At 59.4% G+C, this 21,589-nt stretch carries 22 protein-coding genes; 7 read left to right on the forward strand and 15 right to left on the reverse strand.

The window, feature by feature from the left end; genetic code table 11:
- Positions 1-30: 30 nt before the first annotated feature.
- Complete coding sequence (locus CCOS191_RS20135) at positions 31-1,122, reverse strand: NADH:flavin oxidoreductase/NADH oxidase (protein WP_046856708.1); 1,092 nt, start codon at positions 1,120-1,122, stop codon at positions 31-33.
- 51 nt (positions 1,123-1,173) lie between these two features.
- Here CCOS191_RS20135 and CCOS191_RS20140 point away from each other — a divergent pair, with 51 nt between their 5' ends.
- Complete coding sequence (locus CCOS191_RS20140) at positions 1,174-1,509, forward strand: ArsR/SmtB family transcription factor (RefSeq protein WP_046856709.1); 336 nt, start codon at positions 1,174-1,176, stop codon at positions 1,507-1,509.
- A gap of 121 nt (positions 1,510-1,630) precedes the next feature.
- Here CCOS191_RS20140 and mqo read toward each other — a convergent pair whose 3' ends face one another.
- Together mqo and CCOS191_RS20150 are read right to left on the reverse strand one after the other, a co-directional pair.
- Complete coding sequence (mqo, locus tag CCOS191_RS20145; protein WP_046856710.1) at positions 1,631-3,268, reverse strand: malate dehydrogenase (quinone); 1,638 nt, start codon at positions 3,266-3,268, stop codon at positions 1,631-1,633.
- A 327-nt stretch (positions 3,269-3,595) separates the two neighbouring features.
- Positions 3,596-3,787, reverse strand: a complete 192-nt coding sequence (locus CCOS191_RS20150; RefSeq protein ID WP_023630554.1) for a DUF4223 family protein — start codon at positions 3,785-3,787, stop codon at positions 3,596-3,598.
- 857 nt (positions 3,788-4,644) lie between these two features.
- On the opposite strand from CCOS191_RS20150, the gene CCOS191_RS20155 reads away from it, so the two are divergent.
- Entirely contained in the window at positions 4,645-4,980 is a 336-nt protein-coding gene (locus tag CCOS191_RS20155; protein WP_231867452.1) for an addiction module antidote protein, read from the forward strand.
- Between the two features lie 179 nt (positions 4,981-5,159).
- On the opposite strand, the gene CCOS191_RS20160 is transcribed toward CCOS191_RS20155, so the two are convergent.
- The gene (locus CCOS191_RS20160) at positions 5,160-5,402 is read right to left on the reverse strand and encodes a hypothetical protein (protein ID WP_052752640.1); all 243 of its coding nucleotides are present in this window, start codon (positions 5,400-5,402) and stop codon (positions 5,160-5,162) included.
- Between the two features lie 11 nt (positions 5,403-5,413).
- A complete protein-coding gene (locus tag CCOS191_RS20165) occupies positions 5,414-5,893 on the reverse strand; it encodes a hypothetical protein (protein WP_028692998.1) in 480 nt (159 codons plus the stop codon).
- 370 nt (positions 5,894-6,263) lie between these two features.
- Between CCOS191_RS20165 and speD the strand changes: the two genes are divergently transcribed.
- Positions 6,264-6,626, forward strand: coding sequence for an adenosylmethionine decarboxylase (gene speD, locus CCOS191_RS20170; protein WP_046856713.1), 363 nt, complete (start codon positions 6,264-6,266; stop codon positions 6,624-6,626).
- A 56-nt stretch (positions 6,627-6,682) separates the two neighbouring features.
- On the opposite strand, the gene CCOS191_RS20175 is transcribed toward speD, so the two are convergent.
- From CCOS191_RS20175 to CCOS191_RS20195, 5 genes are read right to left on the reverse strand one after another with little or no spacing between them, the layout of a single operon-like run.
- On the reverse strand, positions 6,683-7,384 hold the full coding sequence (locus CCOS191_RS20175) for a YczE/YyaS/YitT family protein (protein ID WP_046856714.1): 702 nt from the start codon (positions 7,382-7,384) through the stop codon (positions 6,683-6,685).
- Between the two features lie 47 nt (positions 7,385-7,431).
- Positions 7,432-8,364 (reverse strand): ROK family protein, encoded by a 933-nt coding sequence (locus tag CCOS191_RS20180; RefSeq protein ID WP_046856715.1) that lies wholly within the window; start codon positions 8,362-8,364, stop codon positions 7,432-7,434.
- Complete coding sequence (locus tag CCOS191_RS26865) at positions 8,364-9,107, reverse strand: SDR family NAD(P)-dependent oxidoreductase (RefSeq protein ID WP_052752641.1); 744 nt, start codon at positions 9,105-9,107, stop codon at positions 8,364-8,366. The genes CCOS191_RS20180 and CCOS191_RS26865 overlap by 1 nt, the downstream gene beginning before the upstream one ends.
- Positions 9,108-9,122: 15 nt before the next feature.
- The gene (locus CCOS191_RS20190; protein WP_046856716.1) at positions 9,123-10,085 is read right to left on the reverse strand and encodes a transglutaminase domain-containing protein; all 963 of its coding nucleotides are present in this window, start codon (positions 10,083-10,085) and stop codon (positions 9,123-9,125) included.
- Positions 10,082-11,365 (reverse strand): alkaline phosphatase family protein, encoded by a 1,284-nt coding sequence (locus CCOS191_RS20195; RefSeq protein WP_082120466.1) that lies wholly within the window; start codon positions 11,363-11,365, stop codon positions 10,082-10,084. Before CCOS191_RS20195 ends, CCOS191_RS20190 begins: the two co-directional genes overlap by 4 nt.
- Before the next feature lie 494 nt (positions 11,366-11,859).
- On the opposite strand from CCOS191_RS20195, the gene CCOS191_RS20205 reads away from it, so the two are divergent.
- The 4 genes from CCOS191_RS20205 to CCOS191_RS20220 are packed head-to-tail and all read left to right on the forward strand — an operon-like array spanning position 11,860 to position 16,409.
- On the forward strand, positions 11,860-13,068 hold the full coding sequence (locus tag CCOS191_RS20205) for a DegT/DnrJ/EryC1/StrS family aminotransferase (RefSeq protein ID WP_046856719.1): 1,209 nt from the start codon (positions 11,860-11,862) through the stop codon (positions 13,066-13,068).
- Positions 13,068-14,129, forward strand: coding sequence for a Gfo/Idh/MocA family protein (locus tag CCOS191_RS20210; protein ID WP_231867519.1), 1,062 nt, complete (start codon positions 13,068-13,070; stop codon positions 14,127-14,129). The genes CCOS191_RS20205 and CCOS191_RS20210 overlap by 1 nt, the downstream gene beginning before the upstream one ends.
- A gap of 50 nt (positions 14,130-14,179) precedes the next feature.
- The gene (locus CCOS191_RS20215; RefSeq protein WP_046856721.1) at positions 14,180-15,535 is read left to right on the forward strand and encodes an MATE family efflux transporter; all 1,356 of its coding nucleotides are present in this window, start codon (positions 14,180-14,182) and stop codon (positions 15,533-15,535) included.
- A gap of 16 nt (positions 15,536-15,551) precedes the next feature.
- Positions 15,552-16,409, forward strand: a complete 858-nt coding sequence (locus tag CCOS191_RS20220; protein WP_046856722.1) for a glycosyltransferase family 2 protein — start codon at positions 15,552-15,554, stop codon at positions 16,407-16,409.
- Here the strand turns inward: CCOS191_RS20220 and CCOS191_RS20225 are convergent.
- The 5 genes from CCOS191_RS20225 to CCOS191_RS20245 are packed head-to-tail and all read right to left on the reverse strand — an operon-like array spanning position 16,364 to position 21,584.
- A complete protein-coding gene (locus CCOS191_RS20225; RefSeq protein WP_046856723.1) occupies positions 16,364-17,095 on the reverse strand; it encodes a PIG-L deacetylase family protein in 732 nt (243 codons plus the stop codon). The genes CCOS191_RS20220 and CCOS191_RS20225 overlap by 46 nt on opposite strands.
- Positions 17,096-17,140: 45 nt before the next feature.
- Positions 17,141-18,286 (reverse strand): bis-aminopropyl spermidine synthase family protein, encoded by a 1,146-nt coding sequence (locus CCOS191_RS20230; protein ID WP_046856724.1) that lies wholly within the window; start codon positions 18,284-18,286, stop codon positions 17,141-17,143.
- 31 nt (positions 18,287-18,317) lie between these two features.
- Complete coding sequence (locus CCOS191_RS20235; protein WP_046856725.1) at positions 18,318-19,508, reverse strand: hypothetical protein; 1,191 nt, start codon at positions 19,506-19,508, stop codon at positions 18,318-18,320.
- A gap of 55 nt (positions 19,509-19,563) precedes the next feature.
- Positions 19,564-20,784 carry a hypothetical protein gene (locus tag CCOS191_RS20240; protein WP_046856726.1) on the reverse strand — a complete coding sequence of 407 codons (1,221 nt, stop codon included), beginning with the start codon at positions 20,782-20,784 and terminating at the stop codon, positions 19,564-19,566.
- Positions 20,781-21,584, reverse strand: a complete 804-nt coding sequence (locus tag CCOS191_RS20245; protein WP_046856727.1) for an outer membrane lipoprotein-sorting protein — start codon at positions 21,582-21,584, stop codon at positions 20,781-20,783. Before CCOS191_RS20245 ends, CCOS191_RS20240 begins: the two co-directional genes overlap by 4 nt.
- Positions 21,585-21,589: the final 5 nt, after the last annotated feature.

The following is a 21,589-nucleotide window of genomic DNA, read 5'->3' on the forward strand; positions in this document are numbered from 1 at the left end:
ACCGGGGCCGCGTAGCGGCCCCTGCCTCACTCAGCGATAACGCTCGAGCCAGTGCGCATAAGGCGCTGGCAAGGTCCACGACGCCTTGTCCACGCCCAGGGCCTTGGCAGCGGCATACGGCCAGTGCGGGTCAGCCAGGTGCGCACGCCCCACCGACACTAGGTCCAGCTGGTTGGCCTGCAACGCCCCCTCGGCCAGCTCCGGGGTACCAAAGCCCCAGGCCGAGGTCACCGGCAGCTTGGCCTCGCGACGCACACGCTCGGCGATAGGGCCCATGAACGCCGGCCCCCAAGGGATGTTGGTCTCAGGAATGGTAAAGCCAACGCTGACGCTCAGCAGGTCCAGGCCACCGGTCTTGAACCGGCGCGCCAGTTCGATGGATTCCTGCAGGGTCTGCTCGTCACGGCCGTCATACTCCAGCACGCCAAAGCGAGCGGTCAGCGGCAGGTTCTCCGGCCACACCTCGCGCACGGCGGCCAGGGTTTCCAAAAGGAAGCGCGTGCGGTTGTCGAAGCTGCCGCCGTAGGCGTCGGTGCGCTGGTTGGAATGCTCGGAGAAGAAGCTCTGGCCCAGGTAACCATGGGCAAAGTGCAGCTCGATCCATTCGAAACCGGCATCGCGGGCACGGCGCGCGGCATCGACGAAGTCCTGCTTGACCCGGGCGATATCGTCCAGGGTCATGGCCTTCGGCACTTTCGGCAGGTGAGCGCCGAAGGCGATGGCGGACGGGGCGATGGTGTCCCAGCCGCGGGCATCGTCGGCGGCGATGTGGTCGTCACCTTCCCAGGGGCGGTTGGCGCTGGCCTTGCGCCCGGCGTGGGCGATCTGGATGCCCGGCACGGAACCGGCGGCCTTGATCGCCTTGACCACCGGCACGAACGCCTGGGCCTGGGTGTCGTTCCAGATCCCGGCGCAGCCGGGGGTGATGCGCCCTTCCGGGGACACCGCGGTGGCCTCGACCACCACCAGCCCGGCGCCGCCACGGGCCAGGCCCGCGTAATGCACCTGGTGCCAGTCATTGATCAAGCCATCTTCGGCCATGTACTGGCACATCGGCGGAATGGCGATGCGGTTGCGCAGGGTGACGTCTTTGAGGTTGTAGGGTTCGAACAAGGCGGCCATGAGGTAACTCCAGGGACAGGGTGAATACGATTGTTCGATCATATTCGAACTATGGCAATTTGTGAAACCCCCGTTATCATGTCGACCATGCGAGCCTATACCCACCCCAATCCCGAAGACCTGACGCTGGAGCGCCTGCTCTACGCGCTGAGCGACCCTGTGCGCATGGATATCGTGCGCCGCCTGGCGGGTGTCGCCGAAGCCAGCTGCGGCGAGCTGGACGGCGGCCGGCCCAAGTCGAGCATGTCTCATCACTTCCGTGTCTTGCGTGACTCGGGGCTGGTGTACACCCGCAATGTCGGTACCACGCACATGAACTCGTTGCGCAGCGATGAGCTCGAAAGCCGTTTTCCAGGGTTGCTGGGCAGCATTCTCGAGCAGCGTTGAACCCCGGCCTGCCAGCGGCGGGAGCCGTTTCCATCGATAGTCCAGGCACAAAAAAACCACGAGGCCGCCAGGGGCGATCCTCGTGGTTGGTGTTGCCGGGCAAGCCCGGCAAGCATGGGCCTTACAGCGCCATGTCGTTCGCAGGCTTGCTCTCGACCGGTGCGCCTGGGGCGGCGGTGGTCTTGACGCTCTGATCGAGCACCGGCGGCTTCTCCAGCTGCAGCACTTCGGCGGTGTAGTCCCACTCTTTCTGAGTGGCGGCAGCCGATGCGTTCAGCTTGGTACCGTAGCTCGGCACGATTTCCTTGATCTTGGCCTGCCACTCAGGGGTGGCGACCTTCTCCTTGAACACGGTTTCGAGCACGTTGAGCATGATCGGCGCGGCGGTCGAGGCACCTGGCGAGGCGCCCAGCAGGCCGGCGATGGTGCGGTCCTGGGAAGCCACGACCTCGGTGCCCAGCTTCAGCACGCCGCCCTTCTCTTCGTCACGCTTGATGATCTGCACGCGCTGACCGGCCTGCCACAGCTTCCAGTCTTCCTTCTTGGCGTTCGGGAAGTAGGTCTGCAGGGCGGCGAAACGGTCGTCGTCGGACTGCATCAGCTGGCCGGCGAGGTATTCCACCAACGGGTACTGGTCGATGCCGACGCGGGCCATCGGCCAGACGTTGTGGGTGGTGGCGCTGCTCAGCAGGTCCAGGTACGAGCCGTTCTTCAGGAACTTGGTCGAGAAGGTGGCGAATGGCCCGAACAGGATCACGCGCTTGCCGTCCAGCACGCGGGTGTCCAGGTGCGGTACCGACATGGGTGGCGCGCCGGTCGAGGCGATGCCGTAGGCCTTGGCCATGTGCTGCATGGCAACGGTCGGGTTCTCGGTCACCAGGAACGAGCCACCAACCGGGAAGCCTGCGTATTCCTTGGCCTCGGGGATGCCCGACTTCTGCAGCAGCTTCAGCGCGCCGCCGCCGGCACCGATGAACAGGAACTTGGCGTCGGTGGCCGATTCGGTACCGTCCTTCAGGTTCTTGTACTCGACGTGCCAGGAGCCGTCTTCGTTGCGGGTGATGTCCTGCACTTCGGTGGACAGCTTGAGATCGAAGTTCTCTTTGGTCTGCAGGCTCCCAACGAACTGGCGGGTGATCTCGCCGAAGTTGACGTCGGTACCGATCGGAGTCCAGGTGACCGCCAGCTTCTGGTTCGGGTCACGACCTTCCATCATCAGCGGGACCCACTTGGCGATCTGCGCGTGGTCCTCGGAATACTGCATCGGGCGGAACAGCGGGCTGGCCTGCAGGGCGTCGTAGCGCTTCTTCAGGAACTTGATGTTGTCATCGCCCCAGACGAAGCTCATGTGCGGGGTGGTGTTGATGAACGAGTGCGGGTTCTTCAGCACGCCCTGGCGTACTTGCCAGGCCCAGAACTGGCGGGAGATCTGGAACGACTCGTTGATCTCGATGGCCTTGGTGATGTTGACGTTGCCGTCTTTGTCTTCCGGGGTGTAGTTCAGCTCGGCCAGCGCGGAGTGGCCGGTACCGGCGTTGTTCCAGCCGTTGGAGCTTTCTTCGGCGACGCCGTCCAGGCGCTCGACCATCTCCATCGACCAGCTTGGCTCCAGCTCGTTGAGCCAGACAGCCAGGGTGGAGCTCATGATGCCGCCGCCAACCAGCAGCACGTCGACTTTCTTGGTGTCGGCGGCGTGCGCTTGCATGAAGCTCGCCGCGACAGCCAGACCCAGCAAGGTCTTGCCAGCTTTCTTGAACATTGATCGATTCCAGTCAGTAGAACGGAGGGTGGGCCTGTGGCTGGCCCAGGTATTCCATGTTCTTCAGCGCAGGCTTGTTGTGATCATTGTTCAGCAGCCAGAGAGACATTGGACGCGCCAGCCTTTGGTCGGATTGACCGACAAGGCTGAAACGATTTACGGATTGTAACCGAATTGCCAGCACAAACAAACGCGGGCCGGGGCGTCAAGACGACAGGTTGCCACGCGACAAGCCACCACGCCCCGGAAAACAAAAACCCCCGGCCACATCCATGGTCGGGGGTCTTCGATCAGGCCGTGAACGGCCGGATCAGGGTAATCCCAAGATTACTGCTGCTGAGGCAGTTTATCGATCGGGCCGCAGCCGCCGATGATCTTGGAGATGGAAACCGATGGGTGGAACAGGTAGTCGTACGAGCAGTTCTTAGGCTGGTTGTAGACCTGGCCGGTGCAGCCGGACAGCAGGGCAACGCCCGAAACGACAGCAACAGCGACAGTAGCTTTGATCAGCTTTTTCATAAAAATCCTTTAGTCCATGATCCACCATCAAACGGATGGCGCGCGGATCATACGGGAAATGGCGGTGAGAATGAAAGGCATTAGTACAGGTGCACTAGTTGACGGGGGTCAACTAACAAGTTGATGGCACGGTAACTAAGCGAGTTGAACTACTTGCTAAAACGTTACAGGTTGGCGTGGTTCGCACAGATCGCCCTTACCGGAAATAGCTTGAATCCCTGGGACTGACGCGCATCCCGACTGAAAAGCATGGACTTCCCTCTGCCCGTAGTCCTTTTCCGAGTCGGATGTCCCCTTCTTTCAAAGCGTTGCAAACGAGCGGATCGCTCTCTAGCCTCAGGCTCAGCCCTTTAAAGGTCTTAGGATGTGAGTGCATTCGGCCACCAGGTGCCCGACGCAGCCCTTGCAGCGACTGTGCGACCGAGCGCCGCCCGCGCGGCGCATCGCGGATGAATCCGCTCCTACATTTGTTGCAACGTGACCATGCCTGATAGGCCATGGTTGTTAGCCTTGTGCGCTCGACACGATTTTTCGGCAGGCATTGCTGCCGCCCCACCTGTCTCAAGCCTTGAGCCAAGGCTGGCAACCATGGCCTGACAGGTTCGGTACGTTGCAGCAAATGTAGGAGCGGATTCATCCGCGATGCGCCGCGCGGGCGGCGCTCGGTCTCACAGGCGCTACAACTCTCATGCCGAACACTTTGAAAGCTCCGAACATACCGTCACCACTATGAGAAAAGCCTTTCTCTGCCGGCTGACGCTTGATCCTAGCCCCCCAAGACTGGTCAAGACAGAGGCATCAAGCGATGCAAAGAACATTCTCGATGTCCTGCGAGGTAAAAGAAGATGAGTAGAAATATGCCAATCCTTGACCTGGAGCTCAGCAACACCACCCGCTTCGAGGCCTCCCGCTTCCTCGACAACCCCGAAACCATTGCCGCCTTCCTGGCAGAAGCCTTGCACAGCAACGATGCCCAGACGCAGATGCAGGCCATCGGTGAAGTCGCCAAGGCCATCGGTGTAAATCAGTTTGCCCAGGATGCAGGTGTTAACCGCGAGTCGCTCTATAAAACGCTCAAGGGAGGGGACAAGACACGCTTCGCTACCGTCCAGAAGCTGATGCTTGCACTAGGGGTGGAGTTGACGGTCAGGCCGCTCGAGACCGCCAACGCCTGCAACAAGGGAATCCAATAAACAGGCGAGGGCATGAAGTGAAAACGGAGTTGCCTGAAAAGAGTCGAGCCGGCATGGCCAAAGCACTGTCGCAAGATGTTTCCCACGCAGTAACCAACAGCCCCGCTGTTTGATGCAAATAGCCCCGTAGCGCGAACTACGGGGCTTTCAGCAAAGAAATCGATACAGACCTTTATGCATCAACCAACCTGCTCGAATCGCCGTCGCCTCACGAACAGGCCCACGCCCAACCCGGTGGCAAGGACCGACAGCAATCCCAGGTCCAACCCGAACAAACGGGCTTGGCTGACAACAATGCAACCGGCGAAACCAACCACCACCAGCGCCACCCCCAGCCACTTGCGCAGCGGGTAGGGTTTAAGGAACCGATCCAGCAGGCCATAAAGCATCAGGGCGATGACCGCATAGGTAATTTCGGACACAGGCGCCTCCATCAGGTCTTGATGATCAGGGTCGAAGTGGAGTGCTGCGGGCCGATGCCGCCATTGACCTGCGCCTCGATGCTGACCAGCACATCGCCAGCATGGTAGGTGGGCAGGACGTCATTGGCATAGGCACGCACCCCAGCGCCCACCGGCACGCCAACATACGGCGATGCCACAGAACTGGCGGCCGCAGCAAACGCCGAGGCGGCAAGGTTGGCGACCTTGGTGCGCTGGGCATTGAGGGTATCGCCCTGCTGCCGTGTCAGCGGCTTGGAGATGCCGATCTTCATCACGCATGGCAACCCCTTGGCCAACATCCTGTCGTAGGTCTCGACGACCTTGCTGTTGACCTCGTAGTGGGCGCTTTTAGCTTCGCCGAAATGCAGCTCGCGCAAACGCCCGCGCTCGCTGTCGGTCAGGGTGATCTGCGAGACGTTGAAGACGATCCCGTGATTGCCCATGTATTGGAAAGTCCCTTCGAACTTCATTGCACGCATCCTTTCGAGGCAAAGGGTGCGATTCTCTACAAGGCTCGGCAGGTACGCAAACGGTGGCGCTTGGCCATCAAACACCTTGCCCGGTTGCGAGTGGTCCATTTCCGAATCGAGCATCCAGGCCAGCCGAGATACTTCCGAGACGGGAAACTAATCAAGTAATAAGAAGCGTCAGGGCTGCCAATAATGGCATGTGGGCGACGCATATCCGGGATTACAGAAACATTTAGAATTAACTGATCACAAACTCAAACAATCACTGTCTGATTTTTTTAGTGTCGACCGAAACGCTGCTGCATGATCGGCAAGCAAACTCAATCCGGCCAACGTGCTGAAACCGCCCTCTATAGAACACGGATGTCATATGAACAGTCACACCAATTTTTTCTTTGGAAGGCACGCGCTGGGTGAACTCTACGACGTTGCCCTGGATAAGCTCAATGACATCGATAGCCTGACCCAACTGCTCTGTGCAGCAGCGGTCAAGGCTGGGGCAACGGTCTGCGGCACCCTGACCAAACGTTTCGAGCCACAAGGCGCAACGATTTTGGTGCTCCTGGAGGAGTCTCATGCCTCCTTCCATACCTATCCCGAACATGGTGCTTTGTTCCTGGACATCTTCACCTGTGGAACTCGCTGCGATCCCACCAAGGCCTTCGACTTCATTCGTGAACACCTGCAATGTGGCGAAGCTGCAATGAAGATTGTGGAGCGCGGTGCAATCTGATCAAAATGCCGCCTGGTATTAACCAGGCGGCAACGTCGCTTAGGCAGATCGCAATATCATTCAGCCAATGGTGATTGGCGCCGGCCCAAACCGTAGTTGGACAACCGCAGATAGCGCTCATTGAGGTTCATGAACGGTCGTATCAACGGGGCAATGATAAGCAGGAATGCGATCGTACCGATACCAAACGGCCCACCCAATCCCCAACCCAGCAGAAAGATCGAAATTTCCAGGACCATCTTGGCGAGCGTGAAAGACCATCCAAGCTTTCTCATGATGGTGATCACCAGCAGATCGATCACCCGGATGCCAATCCCGCTCATGATGATCAACGCGGAAGCATAAGCACACAGTGCCAAGCCGATCGCGAGCATGACATACGGCGTAAATCTTGCGCTCAACAGTGTATCGAGCTCAAGTAACAACCATAAGTCGATGAACAGCCCTGTCAGGGTCGTGGTCACAAACGGACTGATCGGGGGCCATCGCTTGTTCCACAAGGTCCACCAAGCCAACATGATGATGGAGAAAATCGCTGAACAGGCCCCCAGCCCCCAGCCGAGCTTGCCATTCAGACCGATGACAAACACGTCCAACGGGTCAGTCCCCAAATGGCTGGTTATGAAGAACAGTGCCCCCAATGAAAATACCACTACCCCTGCCAGGTACATGCTTAACCGGTCTATGGTCGACCAGGCCCTGACGCTTTCGATCAATGCCCATCGAACGGTGCCATCTCGGTCACGCCCATGTCTCATACTGCTACGCTCCTTCGTCTAGTTTCTGGTTATGCCAAGGAAGCCCCTCAGCGTGTGCTCATGGAAATGAAGCTCAATCCGTTACCCACATGACGAATGCTGACCTTGCTGTTGCCCTGGCCGCCTTCGCAGATTTCGTTCTGCACGTCATGACTGGCCTCGGCCAGGTACAGCCCCCCCAGCAGAGAGGCCTCGGTGCCTTGTGGGGACTGCATGACCAACGGAGCAGTCAGTGAGGGCTTTAGATAACCGGGTTCACGCAGCAGAACACCGATCATTTGAGGAATCTCTGGAAATCGCCCGAGCAGCCCGCCCCCCAGGCAGACGACTTCGACCCTGAACAGCTCGACCAGATTGGCCACGGCCAGCGCCAGTGCCTGTACCGCTCGCAGGCGCCAATGACTGAGGGTTGCATCGTCGGAAAAGCCCATCGACGCGACGAACTTGTCCAGCGAACGAAATGATGCGTAGGCCTGCAGGCAACCGAATCGACCGCAACTGCACAGTGCCCCGCCCGGCCAGACCAGCAGATGACCCAGTTCCCTGTCAGGGAGGATGCGCCCTTGATACACCACACCGCCGCCCACCCCCGTGCCCAGTGAAAGATGAAGCAGGTTCGAGGCTCGCATGACAGTCGCATCACCATAGGTAGCGGCGGTGCCGTCGTCACACCAGATCACCCGTTCGACCCCGGCGACCCGAAAAGCATGGGCAAGGGCAACCCCTTCCCAGTCGGGCCGATTGGGCCAACGGATGATGCTTCCATCGGCATTGAGTGTCGGCGCGCTGGCAATGACCAGAGTACTGATCGGACCATAGAGCAAGATCTGCGATTCAATCAGCGCCTTCGCCTGCTCCAGAACGACCTGGGGAGGAAGGCCGGGCGGAATCTCGATACGCTCGCGCTGCATGACCCTTCCCGAGAAGCTGAAACACAGGGCGATTTTGCTACCACCCAGATCGACGCTCGCGCAATGCATCAGAAACGCCCTCCGCCGTCGACAGCTATGACCGCCCCATTGATATAGGAGGCATCCGCACCAAGAAGAAAGGCCACCACCGAAGCCACTTCACTGGGTTGCCCGAGACGGCGCAAGCCAATATGCCGGCAGACCTCACTGGCTTCGGCCTCGCTGTAATGGGTCAAGGGACCGGCCATCGCACCAGGGGCGACAACGTTGACAGTGATGCCATGCTCCCCCACCTCGAAGGCCAGCGAGCGGGCATAGACATGCAGCGCAGCCTTGCTCGCGGCATACAAGCTCTGGCCTGGCATGCCGATCTCACCGGCACGGGAGCCGATCACCACCACCCGCCCACTACGTCTTTGCAGCATGGGACGGATGAGTTGGCGCAACAAACGCGTAACACTATCGAAATTGAGTGAAAACAACCGCTCTTGGTCCACCTGGCTACTGAGCAGGGCCGACTTTCGCAGCAAATTCGCCGCGCAACAAACCACCGACGCTATGACCAGTCCCTTGTCGGAACAGGCCGACAGCAGTCGCGTTGTATCCTGCATACAGGTGAGATCGCAGGAGAGGACAATCAAACTGCCTGGCAATGACCCTGCTCTTTCCAGTAGAGCCCTCAAAGGCTGTTCATTGCGGTGAAACAGCGCGATCACGGTGCTCCCTTGGCTGAGCAATCTCTCGCACACAGCGATGCCCAGCGTCCCGGAAGCCCCTGTGACGAGGCACGCCTGTCTATTCAGTTCCTGCATGATTTTCCCTATCAGCTACGGCATTGAGATTGGTGCTTGCACCATCACCTTGAAGGACACCGGGTACTGTCTTGAGCCCGCTGTCACGACGGGCAACTGACGAAATTGCTTGTCCGCGAAACACCTCAGACAGGGAGCGCCATCCTGGTCATAGGCATCGACGGTCGAGAGCCGTAGCAAAGCGGATGTCGGAGAGCGGTGCAGGGGCCAGCGGGCTTCGTCAAGGCCGGCCTGGGTGCAGAGCAGTCGAATCATCAATGGATCGACGACCACCCATTGATCATCGACCCACAGCTCGGCCCAATAATGACCGGTGGCATAGGGCGTGCTGAGTAACAGACCGAAGACCTGACGTGCCGGTAGGCCACGAGCGAGCGCCTGCCGCACCAGAAGCTTGGAAAAGCCGCCGCACTCAGCAACCTTGTGCTCGACCATGTACTCAAGGTTCCAACGCAAAGCGTCATGCAGCATGAAAAAGTGCATGCCAGCGCAGGTCTGCTCGATGAGTTCTTGAATCGGTCCTGGGAGCAGTCGCCGCTGTCCAGCCAGCACCAGTTGCTCGCTGTAAACCAGGGTCTGGTCCTGAGCGTCACACTCTTGTAGCTTGCCATCAGGCAGCAGGATCGTTATGGATTGTCCTGGTGCATGCTCCAAGGCGTAAGCAATCTCGATACACCGGTCACGTTCGCTGTCGCGAAAGGCTGAGCACCAACCGCGCATGGCCAGTTTGTGCAGCGATGGCAACCGCAGGTAAAGGGATAGGTTGTACAAGTCGTCTGGGTCGAAGCATTCGCCGGCTTCATCCTGACGGGAGGCCAGCCCCAGAACTTTGAGCTCATCCAACCACTGCCGTGAAAGTCCATAGAGCGCGGCACCTTGCGCATCCACACAAAAGCGGCGGTGATGGTCAGCCACCTTGCAGAGCTCTGCCAGCACGCGCTTGGCGTCCCACTGGGCCTGTTGCACCAAAGTCATCATACGAAACCCGGCATTTCACATTGCCCTGGAACCTCACAACCGCTCAGTACCGCAATCGAAGGCGCTATCTGTTGAAGCTGCAAGGGTCCCTCGGAGCCCTGAATGCGTGCATGGGGGCTCAGGACGAAGCCTCGATCACGATGCCAGCCTGACTGCGACGTGCGTCGTACATGGCGGGCCCAGCGCGGATCTCCCAACGGTGGACGCCGAGCATCGGCAGGCGTAACAATGAAGGTGGCAGCCCGATCGGTGTAAGGCCCGGTATAGACGGTCTCGCGCGAGCGGACATCGGCGAGAGCCAGACCTCCGTCGACGAAACGAATCTCGCGCAGGCATTGCTCGACATCCCGGCGCAGTGCTGGATCGGAGCGCCCAGGATTGCACAAGTCAGCACAGAGCATCACGCCATGCGAACCTTGCACAGTCTCCAGCGCGACGCTGCGCTCGAGATCTACCTGCCCCTGCTCGTCGAGCACCTGCAAGCCCGCGGCACGCAGATGCTCGTTGATCGAGAAGAACCCATCGAGTGGACCAAACCCCATCTCGGAGAACACCAGCATGGAGTCTGGCGCCAGTGCCTGCAAACGGGCGCAGGCCTGGTCAATGAAATCGTAGGCACGGAGTACATGGGGACGGTATCCGGATCTGGCCTGCTCCACCTCGTGCCAGAGGAAGTGCGAAAGGCGGTCGGCAAGGGTCAGGTTCACGATCATCACATCGGCCTCGGCCCCCAGCGCCAGCGCCGAGTCTAGTTGCAACTGCGCGATTCGATAGGCTTGCTCTGCGAAGTCCTCCAGAGGTTGGCCGGTATAAAACAGCGAGACATCGTGGGCATACCTCACCCCTTGAGCATTCAGATCACGCAACAGACTCCGGGGATAACTGGTGTTCATGGCATTGAGCATCGGATAGCTGATCAAGGTGCCATTTAGCGGCTTGGGCGGGTGAGTCAGTTGCACATTGACCACGGCAAACCGCTGGCCTGCCATCTGCGGCCATTCCCATAGCCTGGGAGCCATCACATCGGTGGTCTCCAGAATCCGAGGCATCTCTCCAGAACTGTGTGCACTCCAATAGGAAAAACAACCATGACGCCCTGGGTTCACGCCGCTGAAAGCCGTTGCCAGATTGCTCGGCTCATAAGGAACCGGCCCACAATCAAGATGGCGATAGTTTTCGTTGCCCATGTATTTGGCAAACCAAGGCAGTCGGCCCTGAGCAACTTCTTTTTCGAGGACAAACGGATCCATGCCCTCGGCAATGACAATCAGAGCTCTCATGTTGCCAACAACCTCTTTTCATCCCTGAAAGAACACCAGGCACAGCAAGATCATCATAGCCTGATGACTTTGATGTGACGGCACCACAAACTTCCAACACACAACAACCTAATGATGGCTTGCCCCAAAAATGAGCAGCGCAAACGTCACGCCCAAACCAACAAGATGATTAATGATAGCTTTCAATAACTTAAATCAAGAAAGCCCACCATCATCAAGACCGTTCGAATAAGAAAACCGAAACCCCGAATATATAAATGCGTTTTTAGCATAGCAGATGATGCATCCACGAGAGGTGCCCACACAGGGTTGTTTCATAATATTACAAATGTTTTCAAAACAATTAATTGCTTTTTAATTCAGTTTGACATGCTATCGTCTGCGCGAAATTCACCTACGCATGACCAAACTATTTTCCACCTGTACAACCCCACTATTAGACCCATATTCAAGCAGCGTTTACGCGCACTTGCCTGGCCAAGGAAGGGAAACCCATGACCCTCGCAATCAACGGCGGTACACCGCTACGACTCACAGACTATCCGCAATGGCCCCACTATGGACCTGAAGAAGAACAGGCCTTGTTACGCAGCCTGCATCAAGGCCAGTGGTGGCGCATGCAGGGTCGCGAAAACCTGGACTTCGAGCGCAGCTTTGCCCATCTACACGGCGGTCATTCGGCGTTCGCAGTGGCAAACGGCACTGTCGCGCTGGAGATCGCCCTTCAGGCCGCCGGAGTGATGCCGGGTGACGAAGTCATCGTTCCCGCCTTCACCTTCATCTCCACATCGATGGCTTGCCAGCGCATTGGCGCGACAGCTATTCCCGTCGACGTCTGTGCCGATACGCTGTGCATCGATCCATCTGCGGTCGAGGCCAACATCAGTCCAAGAACACGCGCCATCATCCCGGTACACATGTCTGGCCACATGAGTGACATGGCCAGCCTGATGCGTATAGCCGATCGGTACCAACTACAGCTTATCCAGGATGCGGCCCATGCCCATGGGGCGCAGGGACTTGGGGGGGCCAACATTGGCGACTACGGTACGTTGGCCTGCTTCAGCTTCCAGAACTTCAAGCTGATGACTGCCGGTGAAGGTGGACTGGTGCTGTGTCCGAACGAGGCCATGCGGGAAAAGGTGTTCCTGTACGGCAACTGTGGGCGCCCGTTTGGTGATCGCAACTACCAGCATACGGTTGTAGGGACCAATGCCCGCTTGAGCGAGTTCAATGCCGCTGTACTCAGCGTCCAGCTTTCCCGCCTGCAGGTACAGAACGAAATCCGTCAGCGCAATGCCCAACTGCTGATGGAGGCACTGGACAACGATGCATTGGTGATCCCGCAGGGCCGGACTGCCGATGCCCACGTGCATCCCTACTACATGGTGCTCTTCATACTGCCCGAAGATGACAGCCTGGGTCACCTGGACCGCAATCAGGTGGTTGAAGCCCTGATCGCCGAAGGCATCCCTGCCTATCGTGCCTATCAAGCCATCTATCGCATCCCCAGTTTCTGGCAGGCTCCGGCCCCCGAACGCCACGACCAGGCACACTACATCGCTCACTGCCCAGTCACCGAGCGTGTTGCCCGCCGTGGGATCTGGATCCATCATCGCGCACTGTTGGGCAACGTGCAGGATACCCTGGACATCGCCCTGGCAATCCGCAAGGTGGTCCAGCACCTGGCCAGCGCGCGATGATGGCTCAGGGCGTTGCGCTAGTCGGCTCGGGCTGGGTGTCCAGAACCATCTGGGCTCCCCTTCTATACCGGCATGGCGCCCGGATCGTATCGATCATCGACCCCGATCCGCAGGCAAGCCAGGCACTCGCGACACTGGCTCCGACGGCTCGCCTGCACGCCTGCATGAGCAATCTGGCACTGCAGGACTGCAACCTGGCCCTGATCTGCTCCCCCAATGCCAACCACACCCGGCAGGCGCTTCGCGCGATGGAGCAGGGGTTGAACGTGATTCTGGAAAAACCGGCGTGTCTGTCACTGTGTCATGCCCAGGACCTGATCGAGTGCAGCCGGCAAACGGGGGGGAGGCTGTCGGTGACCGCCGCGGCCTCCCACCGCAGTGACGTTCGAGCCCTGCTGGACGCCGTAGCCAGCAACACCATCGGCAAGGTGCACTGCATCGATATCGCCTGGCGCCGGCATAACGGTGTACCCCGTCCAGGCTCCTGGTTCACGTGTGCCGATCTTGCCCTGGCCGGATCAGGAGCCGATCTAGGTTGGCATCTGCTCGAGGTGGCCTTGCAGGCACTGGGCTATCCGCTGGTGGACGCCGCGCTGTGCAACCACGTCCCGGCCGACGGTAGCGAAGGTGCACGGCAGGCCAGTTGGCGGGCCGACAGTGGAGGACATGACCACGCGATACTGGAAGTGGAGTCGCAGTCCTACAGCGCACTGCGCACGCAGGCCGGGGCCATGGTCTTCCTACGCACAGCCTGGTCGTCTCACCAACCCCTCGACGAGACCACTATCACCCTCTACGGCAGCGCTGGCGAACTACGACTGCACACAACATTCGGCTTCAGCCAGAACCGTGTGCAGACCCCCAGCCTGATTCTGAGCATAGAGGGCAATCTGCGACACCTGGCGTTCGAGAGTGACGACAATCTGGCCCCATATTCGGCCTACCTGAGCCAAACCCTGGATGACCTGGGCAAGGGTACGACAGACAGCGAGCTGGAATTCTGCAAGTTGCGCTCTCTGGCCAGCGCCATGTCCGCCATGTATCCGAACCTGCCGAACTGACCGGACAAGCCCAGGCGGTTCATCGAGCACTTGCGCAAGGAGCAACAACCATGACCGGTTACAAGGCGCTAACAGAAAAACTGAAGCAATTATCCAAGCTGTCGCTGCCGATCGTCATTTCGCGGATCGGCTTTCTCCTGCTCTCGCTGGTCGACACACTGCTCGTTGGCCGCTACGCCACTGAGGCGTTGGCCGCAGTTTCGATCACCCATGCCATCGCCGATACCTACATGCTCATTGCGGCCGGGCTGCTGTTCGGTATTCTGGTCATGAGCTCGATCGCGATCGGCCAGCAGCAACCCAGAGACGCAGGCCTGGCTCTGCAACGAGGTGTCGTACACGCCCTGGGGCTGGGCCTGGTCTGTGTCATCGCCAGCCTTGCTAGCCTGCCTTTACTGCGCGGGTTTGGCGTGGACGCCCCACTGGCAGCAGCCATCGCCGAACTGATGCAGGTCGTCGCCCTCGGTTTACCAGCCATCCTGCTCTACATCGCCTACTCGTTCTTTCTTGAAGGCATATCGCGCCCCCTGCCGGCGACCTGGGTGATCCTGGCAGCGAATCTGGTCAATGGCGTGCTGTGTTACGCAATGGTCTATGGCAAGTTCGGATTCGATGAGATGGGCGCGCTCGGGTCCGCCTGGTGCACGACCCTCGTCAGGGTTCTGATGGCCGTGGCAATCATCTTCTATGTACACCGCCTGTTTGCCCAACGGCAGGAGTTTGGGATCAACTCGCGATTTTCCTGGGCTTGGTCGCAATGGAAGACACAACGGCACATAGGCTATGGCGGCGGCCTGAGTTTCGGTATCGAGGCGGGTGCGTTCATGCTGATCGCGGTGATGGCCGGCATTGTCTCGCCCCTGATCGCGGCGGCCTGTGCCGTGGTGGTGAATATCCGCTCGATCCTCTTCATGATCCCCATGGGCATCGGCTTCGCCACATCGATCCAGGTAGGCATGGCACATGGTCAAGGAGACGCTCGGGAAATAAACCTGTCCACCTGGTGCGGACTGTGGTTCGGCGTTTTCCTGACAGCCATCTGCGCAGCACTGCTGGCGGTATTTCCCGGGCCATTACTGGCACAGTACAGCAATGATGGTCAAATGCTGCAGATCGCGGTGCCGGCCATGTTGCTCCTGGCTCTGGCACTGCCCCTGGATGCCTGGCAAGGAGTCATGTCCAACGCACTGCGGGGCCGCGAGGATGCCATGGCCCCCACACTGATCCACGCCATCGCCTACCTGCTGGTGATGACCCCGCTAGGGTGGCTGCTGACCGTACACTGGCAGCGCGGTCTGGAGGGTATCGTCGAGGCCATGCTCGTGGCCAACCTGCTGGCAGCTCTGCTGATGACCCTGCGCCATCGCCAACTCAACCTCGGCATGTGTCAGCCAAAATTGGCCTGAATGGCAGGAAGCCCCTATGCAAATGTCCGTCATCATGCCCGTACACGCCAAGCCCGAACGTTTGCGCCTCTGCCTGGCGAGCCTTGGTCGTCAGCATGAGCGTTGTGACTTCGAAACCATTATCGTCGCCGACGCCGCGTGCCCGCAGGTACTGGAGCTGGTCGCCGAAGCCTCCTTCGCGCAACGTTTGAGCGCGCCGGGGCTGGGCCGAGCAGGAGCCAGAAACCTGGGGGCCAGCGCCGCCAAGGGTGATGTACTGTTGTTCATCGACGACGATGTACTGATTTTGGATGGCTTCTTCGAAGCCCACTTGCAAGCCCAGGCCCAGCAACCTGGAATGGTGCACGGGCGGATTCGTGAACTGATCGCGCTGTGCGGCAGGGATGACCCAAGCCAGGGAACGATCGGTTGCCCGCCCATTCTACCCGAGGCACTGCGGCAAGGACGCTGGACCCCTCAAAATTCGCGACTGGTCGCCAGCCCTCTGGAGCAGGCTGCGGAGCATCCGCGCCGTAGCGAATGGCCCTGGCTGGCCAGCGCCGCAGCCAACCTGTCGATACACCGAGAAGATTGGCACAGGGTCGGTGGATTCGATACCGTTTACGGCAAACGTTGGGGTATGGAGGACCTCGATCTGGGTTGGCGTCTATGGCGTGCCGGGGTACCGATCAACCTGCAGACCAAGGCCTGTGCCTACCACCTCTCTCATTACAACCCAAACCGTTGGCGGGAGCACCAGCACAATCTTGCCCACTTCCAGGCCCGAGCCAGCACCCCCGAAGCACTTGCCCTGGACGCCCTGCTTTCGCCCACCGGCTCGTTGACCCGCTACATCGAACGGGTAGACCAGATCCGACAGCAAGCATTTGGGTGACGCACCCGAGCGTGAGCCGTCAGGGCGTCCAGAAAGCGCCCCTGGCTGGCGAACAGCATCATGACCTGACTGCGATACATCAAGGCGGCTTCCCGCCAGCTGTCCCATGAACACTCGAATGTCTGGCTGACGAGCTGTAGCCCGAGGCGCTCGCCGAGGTTCGATATGGCCTGCTCATCCAGTTGCTGCGCGTAGGGGAAATCAGCATAGAAGTACAATGGGTTGTCCAACTGACGGGCCAATCGATGCGTCAGGCAATGATCCACATGCCCCCCGATACCCAACGGCGCACAGACGATATCCGAAGGTCCGAGCATTGCACGGACCGTAGCAAGCTGATTTTGATCCGGCCTGGGCCAGAGCATCGGGTCCACCTCGGAGCCCAGGAACAATGCAGGAGCATCGGCATGGACAAACCGCCCATTGCCGTCCAGCCGCAGCGCGGCATCAATGAACCCGGCTCCTGCTCGCTTGATCCCCAGACACCCTGCGGCCCGAGCATCTTCCTGGCGACGCAGCCGCGCCGAGGCAATCCTGCGCCAGCGTGCATCGCCAACCGCCAGGGCACAGCTCGCTTCTGCCTCGCCGTCGAATAGGGTCAGCAGCAGTACCTCCCGGCCTTGGGCCAAGCTGACCATACCACTGCCCAGCGACCAGACGGCATCGTCAGGGTGTGCAGAAAGCACGACCAATCGTCCTTGGTGCTCGTTACGGCTCGGCGCCCGCATCGCTCAGGCCACCTCGCCGGCGTTCCGTGCATAGAGCTGGCTCAGGTGCAAGAATCGCGACACTTCGCGCGTACCGTCGGAAACCACCCGGCAACGCCCCAGCTTCAGTGGCGACAACTGGATATCCGGGAAACTGCGCATACGTACCCAAGACAGATCGGCAAAACGCTCGGCCAACGCCTTCAGCAGATGCTCACAAGCCAGGGGACGTTGCTTTTCGGATTGCGCGGCGCACTCAAACATCCCATGCAGCATGGCTTGCTCGAAGGACTCGCTGACATGGGTCTCGGCGCAAGGCACGCAGTTATCCATATAGAGGCCGAATCGCAACAACGCCTGGTGAATCTGTGCCTCCATCGCCCGCTGCGAGGCATCCTGCACTTCGTGATTACCGAAGTTCACATACCCCACATCCGCCCCGGTGGCCAACGACTGCACACCACGGCAGATGAACGTGAGCAACCCGCCAAGGTCCTTGAAACCGTTTACCGCAAAGCAGTCGAAGCGGCCTTTGAGCCTCTCTGGCAGCGGTTTGAACACGTCGTACTCGATCACCTCGATTGTGTCGATACCATGCGTCTGGCATGCCCGCTCAATGGTCGACAACAGATCACTGTCGATATCAGCAACCACGATCCTTTGGCGGTGACCATGCAATGCCAAAAACAATGAAAACAGTGCGTCATCACCGAGCAGCAGCAGATTACGATGACTCAGGTCACCCAGGCTCTGCATGATCTTGTAGCGGCGGATCTGGGTTTCAAAGGTTTCAATGGACTGGGCGTAAACGTGCTTCTTGTCACTAAGCAGGTCAGCCATCACCTCCCGGTAGCGGGGCTCGAGACGCAGGCAGGCGTCGTCCACCAGATGCAGCCCCTGGCCAGGCAAGGCTTGCCCTGGCGCGGTCAGCACCAGCCGGATCGCGTGCGGCTCATGAACCGGGCGAAGGTGCTCCTGCGCAAGCAGCTCGACCAGACAATGCATTACCTGGCGAACCGTCAACCGGGAAGACAGCAACTGAAAAAGCCTGCGTGGTCGGGTCAACTTGCTCAATAGATCGTCCAATGCTGCCTGTTCTTGTGCGATCGCCCCCCCACTTGCCGGCAAGCGGGCCTGCAAGCATTCACGTAAGCGTACCGGGTTATGCATGCAACCTCCTGTTATGCGAAAAATGATGCCGTCAAAGCACGGCCTTGAGGATGTTGTTGGCACAACGTCCGTGGAAGAAATTGACACCGACCTCGATGGTCGCCCCCTGCTGATCGGCAAACCCCAGGCCGGTACCGAACAGACCGCGTATCGGTTGCCCGTTCGAGGTCAACTCATGGGTCAGGGGATGCTTGCGGTGATTGTCTTGCCATGTGTCGAGCGCCATCGGCTGTCCAAGCGAATCGCGCAGTTCGGGCATTCGCGGCTCATATCCGGTGGCATTGATCAACAACGGCGCTGCCAGCCGCCATGGTTCAAGATCAGGCTCACCGACATGCAGAACAACAGCTGGCTGGCGACCTGACTCCACTTCCAGCAAGGTCTGCCGCGCTTTTCCTCGCAAACCTCGGAAGCGGTTGACCTCACCCGATACGGTATCCACGACATCGTCGGGCAGAAGCTGGGACGCAGGTGTTCCTGGCACCTGCCAAAGCCCTGGACGCTTGCGACACAGCACATGCAGCGATCGTGGCGCCAACTCGCTACCCAACCGTCTGAGCAGGTACTCGACCGTCGAGAACGCACTGTGACTGCCACCCAGGACGAGTATCTGGCGACCTTGCCCCACGGCATCACGCAGTTGGGCATCGGCCTGTCCTCGCAGTACCCCGTCAGAACACAGTGGCGTTGGCCAGTGTCGCTCGACCGTCTGGCGCAAGTCAGCACAAGTCAGTTGCAAAGGACGCCCACGCGCTCCGCAGGCCAGCACCAGGTAGCGACTGAAGGATCGCCCCCAATTCCCCTGACAGATGAATCCCGAATCACTGGCCTGAACGGCATCGACTCGTCGACCGAACGTCACGGAGGTCGCCGGATGATCCGCGCACACCGCAATCACCACCTGCGCCAATTGTCGTAGAAATGCCGAGATACTCTCGAGCTGCAGAATCCGGGAAGGGTCCTGCAGCCAGTCTCGTACCTCACTCTGGCGCAGGCACTCGGCAAAGGCGCCGTCGGGACGAATACCCTGCAGGAAATCCTGGATCGGCGAGTTGGCCTGGATGTCGTAAGCCAGGCAATCCCATTGGGCCACCGAAGGACTTCGTTCATGCACGTCGATACCGAGCGACAGCAAGGCTGGCAGTTGTCGTTCACGATCTGCGGCAATGAACAGGCCAAGGGCCGCAGGGCCGAAGCCGATGATCTGAAGCAGTCGATCCATGTGCATACCTCTGGCGTGGGTAGCCGGAACAACGTCCGGCCAGCGCGACGCCACATCAGAATGAGTAGGACAGCTCGACGCTGACATGGGAGTCGCCCGAGAGCGCATCCCAGTTGTCATCACTGCCGGAGCTGTCGATGTAGACGGCACTCAGGCCTGCACGCAGGGCATCGCTCAGGCCAAGATCCAGTGTCGCGTTGATCATGTTGTTTTTCGTATCACTGGCTTGAGCTGTAAATCCTAGAAACACAGAAGAGAGGTACCGATCATTGACCTGCAGCCGAGCGCCCAGCAGGAACTTGCGATCGAAAATGCTGATGGGCGCCAGGTCCTGGTCCTGGTCACGGTGGTATTCTCCAATGAGGCTCAGGTCCGACTCTCCCCATACCCGGGTTATCGCGTACTCAACCCCGACCGACAGCTTCATGGAGTTGTATTCGCTATCTGAGACTCGCTGGTCGAGCGCCTCCAACTTGTACAACCACTGCCCATCCACCCAGATGGCATCAAGACCCCATTGACTGACCTCGGTGTACTGCGCGACCAGACTTTCCCCCTGCTGACGAAACGCAGGCGTGCGGTTGGTCCCCTTGAAATAGCTCAGTCCAATATCGAGATCGGAGTACGACATGAAATAACGCGCGGCAAAGTCCAGGCTATGGGGGTTGCCACCGTGAAGGTACTCCGCCGTCGGCAGGACCCGGTATGGCGCGAAACGCGACGGCTCGGCGTAGAACTGCGCCGGTTCGAAACCATCGAGCAGGTACAAGCTCAAGTGCCCTGGCCCCAGCAGGCTGCCCAGTTTCAAGGCCTTCTGCGAAAGCTTGTCCTCCGGTTGCAGGCCATCAAGGTTGTCATAGGTATTGATCACGTCGACCAGCTGGCGAGTCTCCATCACCCCCCAATGCTCCTTGATCCTCCCCAGCTTGGCCTCGCGCCCGTCCTGTTCCAACAACAGGTACAGCTCATCCCAATAGAATGATGGGCGTGGATCCCTGTCGTTGCTCGACAGATAGCGGGGGTTGGCCACCACGCGCACACGCAGGGAATCCAGCCCGGTCACATACTGGTAGTCCATACCGAACTCACGAGTCACCGGCAGCCCGCTCTGCTCGAGCTCGGTGGCCGGATCGGAAGGAAAGTAATACGCCTTTATCGACACCTTCGCGGACAACGAATGCTGCGACTGCTGCGACTGCGCAGCGGCGCTTTGCTCCATCAGGAGCAGCGCCGCGACCGCCAGCCAGACCAATAGGTGGCGGACACCGTCGATCATTGGGTCAGGTTCCCTAACCGGGCAGGCTCGAAAGCTTCCTCCTTGATCCCGGTACGAAATTGCACCTCGGTGCTGACCAGAAGCGTCTGGCGGCCGGTGATATGGTTGATCATGCTCATGTTCAACGCCCGCCAGTACCGCCCCAGAAACAGTTGGTAGCCATCCAGGGTCAGCGTCTTGAACAGCGTTCCTTTGCGGTCGTAGTACTGCGTCTTCATTTGTCGGAAGTCATGCTTGTCGTACCAGACCTCGATCGCGGAATAGCCCGAATAGGGGTAAAGCGGCACCTGCTTGACCACTGCACACTCGGCTTTACCGCACGCCTCGTCACGCAACCACTCATAGTCGTAGTTACCGACCTCCATCGAGCCGATATCCTCATAGGAGAATTCACTGCCGGAGAACGAACCCGATCGATCAGCGGCAGCCACCCGCTTGACCCGACGCAGACTTGGCAGATAGAGCCAGACCTGGTCACCCTCGATGATCTTGGAGTGGATCAACACTCGCGAATTCCTGATGTTCTCGGGGGCTTCGAATGTCAGCAGAACCTTGTCGCCCACTTGCCGGTCCGCCATCTCGAAACTGTTCATACGCATGAACCGATCGCTGCTGGCGCCACCTTTTTCCACCAGGGTCAGACGAATCCTGGCCGAGGTGTCCTGGTACCCCTGATCACTGTCACGCCACTTCTGGGCGTAATGCCGGCCCAGATCCTGCGCCTGTCCCGCCTGAGCAGTGACAGGCGACAGCAGGGTTGCCAGTGACAGACAGGTGATCACGAAAAGAATGCGGTGCATTGCGA

The sequence above is a fragment of the Pseudomonas sp. CCOS 191 genome, from assembly GCF_001007005.1.
Classification (GTDB): Bacteria; Pseudomonadota; Gammaproteobacteria; order Pseudomonadales; family Pseudomonadaceae; genus Aquipseudomonas; species Aquipseudomonas soli.

Coding starts and splice junctions, on each gene's coding strand:
- CCOS191_RS26865 (WP_052752641.1), bottom strand. CDS start 9,107: ATGCAGGAACTGAATAGACAGGCGTGCCTCGTCACAGGGGCTTCCGGG.
- CCOS191_RS20140 (WP_046856709.1), top strand. CDS start 1,174: ATGGCAATTTGTGAAACCCCCGTTATCATGTCGACCATGCGAGCCTAT.
- CCOS191_RS20190 (WP_046856716.1), bottom strand. CDS start 10,085: ATGATGACTTTGGTGCAACAGGCCCAGTGGGACGCCAAGCGCGTGCTG.
- CCOS191_RS20245 (WP_046856727.1), bottom strand. CDS start 21,584: ATGCACCGCATTCTTTTCGTGATCACCTGTCTGTCACTGGCAACCCTG.
- CCOS191_RS20165 (WP_028692998.1), bottom strand. CDS start 5,893: ATGAAGTTCGAAGGGACTTTCCAATACATGGGCAATCACGGGATCGTC.
- CCOS191_RS20230 (WP_046856724.1), bottom strand. CDS start 18,286: ATGCATAACCCGGTACGCTTACGTGAATGCTTGCAGGCCCGCTTGCCG.
- CCOS191_RS20215 (WP_046856721.1), top strand. CDS start 14,180: ATGACCGGTTACAAGGCGCTAACAGAAAAACTGAAGCAATTATCCAAG.
- mqo (WP_046856710.1), bottom strand. CDS start 3,268: ATGTTCAAGAAAGCTGGCAAGACCTTGCTGGGTCTGGCTGTCGCGGCG.
- CCOS191_RS20220 (WP_046856722.1), top strand. CDS start 15,552: ATGCAAATGTCCGTCATCATGCCCGTACACGCCAAGCCCGAACGTTTG.
- CCOS191_RS20135 (WP_046856708.1), bottom strand. CDS start 1,122: ATGGCCGCCTTGTTCGAACCCTACAACCTCAAAGACGTCACCCTGCGC.
- CCOS191_RS20195 (WP_082120466.1), bottom strand. CDS start 11,365: ATGAGAGCTCTGATTGTCATTGCCGAGGGCATGGATCCGTTTGTCCTC.
- CCOS191_RS20175 (WP_046856714.1), bottom strand. CDS start 7,384: ATGAGACATGGGCGTGACCGAGATGGCACCGTTCGATGGGCATTGATC.
- CCOS191_RS20210 (WP_231867519.1), top strand. CDS start 13,068: ATGGCTCAGGGCGTTGCGCTAGTCGGCTCGGGCTGGGTGTCCAGAACC.
- speD (WP_046856713.1), top strand. CDS start 6,264: ATGAACAGTCACACCAATTTTTTCTTTGGAAGGCACGCGCTGGGTGAA.
- CCOS191_RS20235 (WP_046856725.1), bottom strand. CDS start 19,508: ATGGATCGACTGCTTCAGATCATCGGCTTCGGCCCTGCGGCCCTTGGC.
- CCOS191_RS20205 (WP_046856719.1), top strand. CDS start 11,860: ATGACCCTCGCAATCAACGGCGGTACACCGCTACGACTCACAGACTAT.
- CCOS191_RS20240 (WP_046856726.1), bottom strand. CDS start 20,784: ATGATCGACGGTGTCCGCCACCTATTGGTCTGGCTGGCGGTCGCGGCG.
- CCOS191_RS20150 (WP_023630554.1), bottom strand. CDS start 3,787: ATGAAAAAGCTGATCAAAGCTACTGTCGCTGTTGCTGTCGTTTCGGGC.
- CCOS191_RS20180 (WP_046856715.1), bottom strand. CDS start 8,364: ATGCATTGCGCGAGCGTCGATCTGGGTGGTAGCAAAATCGCCCTGTGT.
- CCOS191_RS20155 (WP_231867452.1), top strand. CDS start 4,645: ATGCCAATCCTTGACCTGGAGCTCAGCAACACCACCCGCTTCGAGGCC.